This window comes from Variovorax sp. 01T439_2 (assembly GCF_056398445.1).
The window spans coordinates 1-5,550 of the sequence record NZ_JBFTPJ010000741.1; the positions used below are offsets into that span (position 1 = coordinate 1).

The window sequence follows — 5,550 nt, forward strand, 5'->3', positions numbered from 1 at the left end:
GCACCGACGCGGTGGCCTTGGCGACCCCGTCGATGTAGACGTTGGCGCTGCCCTGCTGCTCGCCGCGGTTGGCATTGGAGCCGATCTTGATGTTCTGCCGCAGCGACAGCCCCTTGTACTGCTCGGCAAACCGCAAGAGCGGCCCTTCGCCCAGCCCCTCGAGGAACACCGGCTCGTGGTGCGAGAGCACGCGCACGTCGAGGAACGCGCCCTTCGCATCCAGCGCCACCAGCAGGTTGATCGGCGTGCCCGAGAAGCCGGGGATCGGCGCCAGGTCCATCGACTCGAAGACGTAGCCCGCGGGCACGGGGCTGGTCATGTCCTGCTTGAAGATCGGCCAGACCGGCTGCTGCGCATCCTTCTCGCCGACGGTCCACGGCGGCGGGAAATGCCGCTGCAACGCGGCGCGCGTCATCACCCCCGCCTGCGCCGCCAGCGCCAGGCCCGTCAGCAGCAGTGCCGCCAGCAGGCGCCGCCCGGTCACAGCGAGATCTCCATGCCGTCGTAGGCCACCTCGATGCCATGGCCTTCGAGCAGCTGGCGCTGCGCGCTCGCGGCATCGAGGATCGGGTTGCTGTTGTTGATGTGGGTCAGCACCTTGCGCCGCGCCGCCGTGGCCAGCAGCGCGTCCACCATGCCGGCGCGCGGGCCGGTGCCGGTCTGCGGCAGGTGGCCCATGTCGCTGGCGCTGCGGGTGCCCAGGCCGGCATGGCGCATCTCGTCCTCGGTCCAGAAGGTGCCGTCCAGCAGCAGGCAGTCGGCGTCGTGCATCCAGCGCAGTTCCTCGGGGCCGACCTCGGCCAGGCCCGGCGCGTAGAAGAGGCGCTGGCCGCCCTGCAGGTCCTCGATCAGCAGCGCGATGTTGTCGCCCACGGTCTGCTCGCGGCGGTGCGGCGAATAGGGCGGCGCCTTGCCCGGAATGGCCACCGCGGTGAAGCGCAGCGAAGGAAAGCCGGCCACGCCGAAGTCGATGCGCGTCTGCGTGCCGGCCACCGCCAGCATGTGCCAGCGCGTGCCGCAGTAGTGCTCCAGCACGCCGAGCACGGGAAAGGAGGTGGTCAGGTCCTCGAACACACAGGGCGTGGCATAGAGGTCGATGCAGGGCCCTTCGCGCAGCCCGAGCAGCCCGGCGACATGGTCGATCTGCGCATCCATCAGCACCACCGCCTTGATCGGCGTGTCGCGCAGGCCGTGGCGCGGATGCAGCTGGGGGTGGCTGCGGATCTGCTGGCCGATGTCGGGCGAGGCGTTGAGCAGCACCCACGATTCGCCGTCCGCGGAAATGGCGACCGAGCTTTGCGTGCGCGCGCAGGCGTCGAGCACGCCCTGGCGCTGGCCCGCGCACAGCCGGCAGTTGCAGTTCCATTGCGGAAAGCCGCCGCCCGCGCCGGAACCGAGGATCAGGACTTTCATGAATCCTCGAACGCGGTGGCCGGCCGTTGCATGAAGTCTCCTCGTGTGGGCTGCACGAGTGGCATGGCGCAAGTCGCATGCCCGCGCGAACTGCTCCAGGCTGGTACAGCACCGTGCAGCCCTGGCACAGGGTTTCCCCTGGCCGTCACACCGCCTGTGTCAGCCGGCCTTGTTCCAGCGCAGCTTGCGGTAGATGGTGTTGCGGCTGATGCCCAGGCGCTTGGAGGCGACCGAGATGTTGCCGTCGGCCGCCGCAAGGGCGCTGCGGATCATCTCGATCTCGGCTTCCCCGAGCGTGCGCGGCGCGCTCGGGGCGGCGGCGGGCGATGGCGCGGCATCTTGCGCGGCTGGGGGCAGGGGCTCGGGCGCGGCGGCGGCGTACGCCGACTGCGTTGCAGCGAAGTCCGGCGCGGGAGAGGGCGCGGGTGCGGGTGCGAATGCCGGCGCAATGGCCGCCGCCTGGGGCCGCACGCGCCGCACATCCTCCAGGAAGTCGTCCGACAAGTGGTGCTCGCAGATGTGGCTTTCGCCCGCGCCCATCACAGCGGCGGTGCGCAGCACGTTGGCCAGCTGGCGCAGGTTACCGGGCCAGGCATAGGCCTTGAAGAGCGCGAGCACCGAGGCGTCGATCGCGGGCGTGTCCTGCGGGCATTCGGCCAGCAGGATGCGCCGCGCCACCACGTCCAGGTCGCTGCGCTCGCGCAGCGCCGGCAGCCGCACCACCAGGCCGTTGAGGCGGTAGTAGAGGTCTTCGCGGAAGGTGCCCGCATCGATCATCTCGCGCAGGTTGCGGTGCGTGGCGCCGATGACGGCAATGTCCACCGGGATCGACTTGAGGCTGCCCAGCGGTGTGACGTTGCGTTCCTGCAGCACCCGCAGCAGCCGCGCCTGCAAGGGCAKCGGCATGTCGCCGATCTCGTCCAGGAACAGCGTGCCGCCGTTGGCCTGCACGATGCGCCCGACCGCGCCCTTGCGGCGCGCGCCGGTGAAGGCGCCGTCCTCGTAGCCGAACAGCTCGGCCTCGATCAGCGATTCGGGGATGGAGGCGCAATTGACCGCCACGAAGGGCTGCCGGGCGCGGTTCGAGTCCTGGTGCACGGCGCGCGCGAGCAGCTCCTTGCCGGTGCCGGTCTCGCCGAGGATGAGCAGCGGGATGTCGCGGTTGATGACGCGCCGCACCTTCTGCAGCGTGGCGGCGATCTGCGCGTCGCCGGTGTCCAGGTAGCGCAGGCCGGAGAAGGGGGCCTGCGCCAAAGGGCAGGGCGGCCGCGCGGCCGCGGCGGCGGCCGCGTCGCGGGCGGGAGTGGGCCTCTGCATGCGCAGCGCGGCAATGCTCATGTSGAGCTGGTCCAGCGCGCTGCGGTTGGCGCCCAGGATCTTGCCGTCCACGCCCACCACGATGATCCCCTCGAGCAGCGTGCCGATGAACTCCGCGCGGCCATGGAAGTGCAGCCGCAGGCGGTTGCCGTAGTCGTCCGACAACCACTGGTTTTCGATCATGCGCGCCGACATGCGCACCAGGCCCATCGTGTGCTGATGGTAGGAGCGCTGGTCCCCGGTGACGTCGAGCACGCCCAGCATCTCGCCGCGCGGGTCGAAGATCGGCGCGGCCGAGCAGGTGAGGAAGTTGTTGGCGTGGATGAAGTGCTCGCCGCCATGCACGACGGTCGGCGTTTCCTCGACCAGCGTGGTGCCGATGGCGTTGGTGCCCTTGGAATGCTCGGCCCAGCTCACGCCCGGCGTGAGCGCCACCTTGTTGGCGCGCTGCAGGAACCTGTCGTCGCCCACGGAGTGCAGGATGGTGCCGGTGGTGTCGGCCAGCACGATCATGCTGTCGGTGTCGACGATCTGCTCGAGCAGCATCTCCATCACCGGCGCCGCATGCGTGAACAGCCGCTGGTTGCGCTCGCGCGCCACCGCGAGGTCGCTGTGCTGCAGCGGATCGAAGTCCGGCCGCTCCACGCGCGACAGGCCCAGCGCGGCGCAGCGCTCGTGCCACTGCTGGATCAGCTCGCTGCGGCCGGCCCGGGGGGGCGCGACGGCCAGCGCCGACGGCGCGGTCCAGCCATGGGGAGGGCTGGCTGGGGCATGAAAGGCATCAACCATCTGCTGTCTCCTGGCCCGCTTTTTTTGCGGGCGGCTTGTCTCTGGCCAGTTTCGAATGCTGTTCACTGGTCGCTTCATTCTGGAACACCTCTCGTGGGCCAGGTGTTCCGTGCCGACGCTGCCACAGCAAGGATGCCACAGCAACCGGCCCTTGTGGGCGCTGTCCCGCGACCGGGACGCTACAGGGAAGGCAAGTTGTGTTCCCGCTTGAAGCAATGGCCCCTTGGCACAGCGATTGCGAATTTGTGCGGGTTCCCCATCACCACAACGGAGACCCGACATGATGAATCCCGATCCACGAACCCTGCGGCCCCTGGCCCGCGCCGTGCTGGCCGCGGCGATGCTGGGCATGGCCCTTTCCGGCGCTGCCCGGGCCCACGGCGACGTCACGCCGCAGGCCGTCGACACCTCCTCGCTGCCAAAGCTGGGCGAGCAGTGGCGCGCCGAGAACCCGTTCCGCGGCAACAGCGGGGCCGTCACGGTCGGCACCTCCGCCTACAACCAGAACTGCGCGCGCTGCCACGGCATCGACGCCATCTCCGGCGGCATCGCGCCCGACCTGCGCAAGATCGACAACGACTGCGCCTCGCTCAAGGACGCCGTGCGCAAGGCGGCCTGCGTGAAGGAGATCGACGACTACTTCCTCACCACCGTGCGGCGCGGCCGCACGCGCAACGGCGCCGTCTACATGCCGCCGTTCGAGGGAACGATGAACCAGGAGGCGATCTGGTCGATCAAGTCCTACCTGGAGACGCGGCGCGACAAGCCGATGTGAGCCCGCGGCCATGCACACACCTCCTTCTTCTTTTTCGCGGCTCTCGCGCCGCGCCTGCCTGCAGTGGGCCGCGGCCGCCGGCGTGGCCGCACTCGCGGGCACGGCGCGCGCGGGCGCGCTCGAACGGATCCGCGCACGCGGCACGCTGAGCGTGGCGATCTACCAGGACATGCCGCCGTTCCACGTGGCCGGCGAGGGCATCGACATCGAGCTGGCGCGCGCGCTGGCCGGCGCGCTCGACGTGAAGCTCTCGCTGCTGCCCTTCCTGGCCGACGAGAACATGGGCGACGACCTGCGCAACATGGTGTGGCGCGGCCACTACCTGGGCTTCGGCCCGGCCGACGTGCTGCTGCACGTTCCGGTGGACCGCCCGCTGATGGACGAGACGCCGCAGGCGCTCATCTTTGCGCCGTACTACCGCGAGCGCGTGGTGCTCGCGCGGCGGCTCGACCGCCTGCCGCAGCTGGACACGCTCTCGGCGCTCGGCGATGCGAAGGTGGCCGTGTCCGGCAAGACGCTCGCGGGCTGGCTCATGATCGGCGCCGACAACGGCGCCTACCGCGACCAGCTCGACACCCAGCCCAAGGACGGCGCCGAGGCCGCGCGCGCCCTGCAGCGCGGCGAAGTGGCCGCGGCCGCGGGGCTCGCGTCCGAGATCGAATCGGTGCTGCGCGGCGACGCGCGCTTTGCGATTGCGCCGCTGCCCTCGCCGCGCATCCAGCGCAACGGCTGGGCGGTGGGCATGGCGGTCAAGAAGGACGCCACCGACCTGGCGCAGGCGCTGCAGGCCGGCGTCAACGCGCTGGTCCAGAGCGGGCGGCTGCGCACGCTGTTCGAAGGAGGAAACGTCGCCTGGCAGGCGCCGTGAACCGGCGAGCCATGGCACTCGACCTTGCGCATTGCAGCAGCGGATACCCACAACCACCACACCCAACGACGGACGACGCGTCCGAACCACCCATGAGCCTGCCCAACCCCATCGAATCCGTCCTGGTCGAGAACCGCGTGTTCCCTCCCGACGCCCGCGCCAGCGCTGGCGCGCGCATCGCGAGCATGGCCGCCTACGAGGCCCTGTGCCAGGAAGCCGAACAGGACTTCGAAGGCTTCTGGAGCCGCCTGGCGCGCGAGAACCTGAGCTGGACCCAACCCTTCAGCCGCASCCTGGACGAATCCAAGGCGCCGTTCTACGAGTGGTTCGGCGACGGCGAACTCAACGCCAGCGCCAACTGCCTGGACCGCCACATCGGCACCCCCGT

The 5,550-nt window shown here is 70.2% G+C and carries 6 protein-coding genes; 3 read left to right on the forward strand and 3 right to left on the reverse strand.

Annotated elements, in window-relative coordinates; all coding sequences use genetic code 11:
- The 3 genes from AC1DOC_RS26945 to AC1DOC_RS26955 all read right to left on the reverse strand — a co-directional run.
- Positions 1–484, reverse strand: a 484-nt coding sequence (locus AC1DOC_RS26945; RefSeq protein WP_478130852.1) for an FMN-binding protein, incomplete at its 3' end; no start/stop codon positions are given.
- Entirely contained in the window at positions 481–1,413 is a 933-nt protein-coding gene (gene pqqB, locus AC1DOC_RS26950) for a pyrroloquinoline quinone biosynthesis protein PqqB (RefSeq protein WP_478080984.1), read from the reverse strand. The genes AC1DOC_RS26945 and pqqB, both read right to left, overlap by 4 nt.
- 159 nt (positions 1,414–1,572) lie before the next feature.
- Positions 1,573–3,519: a sigma-54-dependent Fis family transcriptional regulator gene (locus AC1DOC_RS26955; RefSeq protein WP_478130853.1), complete on the reverse strand. Its 1,947-nt coding sequence runs from the start codon at positions 3,517–3,519 to the stop codon at positions 1,573–1,575.
- A gap of 280 nt (positions 3,520–3,799) precedes the next feature.
- On the opposite strand from AC1DOC_RS26955, the gene pedF reads away from it, so the two are divergent.
- The 3 genes from pedF to AC1DOC_RS26970 form a co-directional block, all read left to right on the forward strand.
- On the forward strand, positions 3,800–4,294 hold the full coding sequence (gene pedF, locus AC1DOC_RS26960; protein ID WP_015866272.1) for a cytochrome c-550 PedF: 495 nt from the start codon (positions 3,800–3,802) through the stop codon (positions 4,292–4,294).
- 10 nt (positions 4,295–4,304) lie between these two features.
- The gene (locus AC1DOC_RS26965; protein WP_436046208.1) at positions 4,305–5,162 is read left to right on the forward strand and encodes a substrate-binding periplasmic protein; all 858 of its coding nucleotides are present in this window, start codon (positions 4,305–4,307) and stop codon (positions 5,160–5,162) included.
- 92 nt (positions 5,163–5,254) lie between these two features.
- The coding region (locus tag AC1DOC_RS26970; RefSeq protein ID WP_478130854.1) for an acetyl-coenzyme A synthetase N-terminal domain-containing protein at positions 5,255–5,550 on the forward strand (296 nt) is incomplete at its 3' end.

Coding starts and splice junctions, on each gene's coding strand:
- pedF (WP_015866272.1), top strand. CDS start 3,800: ATGATGAATCCCGATCCACGAACCCTGCGGCCCCTGGCCCGCGCCGTG.
- pqqB (WP_478080984.1), bottom strand. CDS start 1,413: ATGAAAGTCCTGATCCTCGGTTCCGGCGCGGGCGGCGGCTTTCCGCAA.
- AC1DOC_RS26965 (WP_436046208.1), top strand. CDS start 4,305: ATGCACACACCTCCTTCTTCTTTTTCGCGGCTCTCGCGCCGCGCCTGC.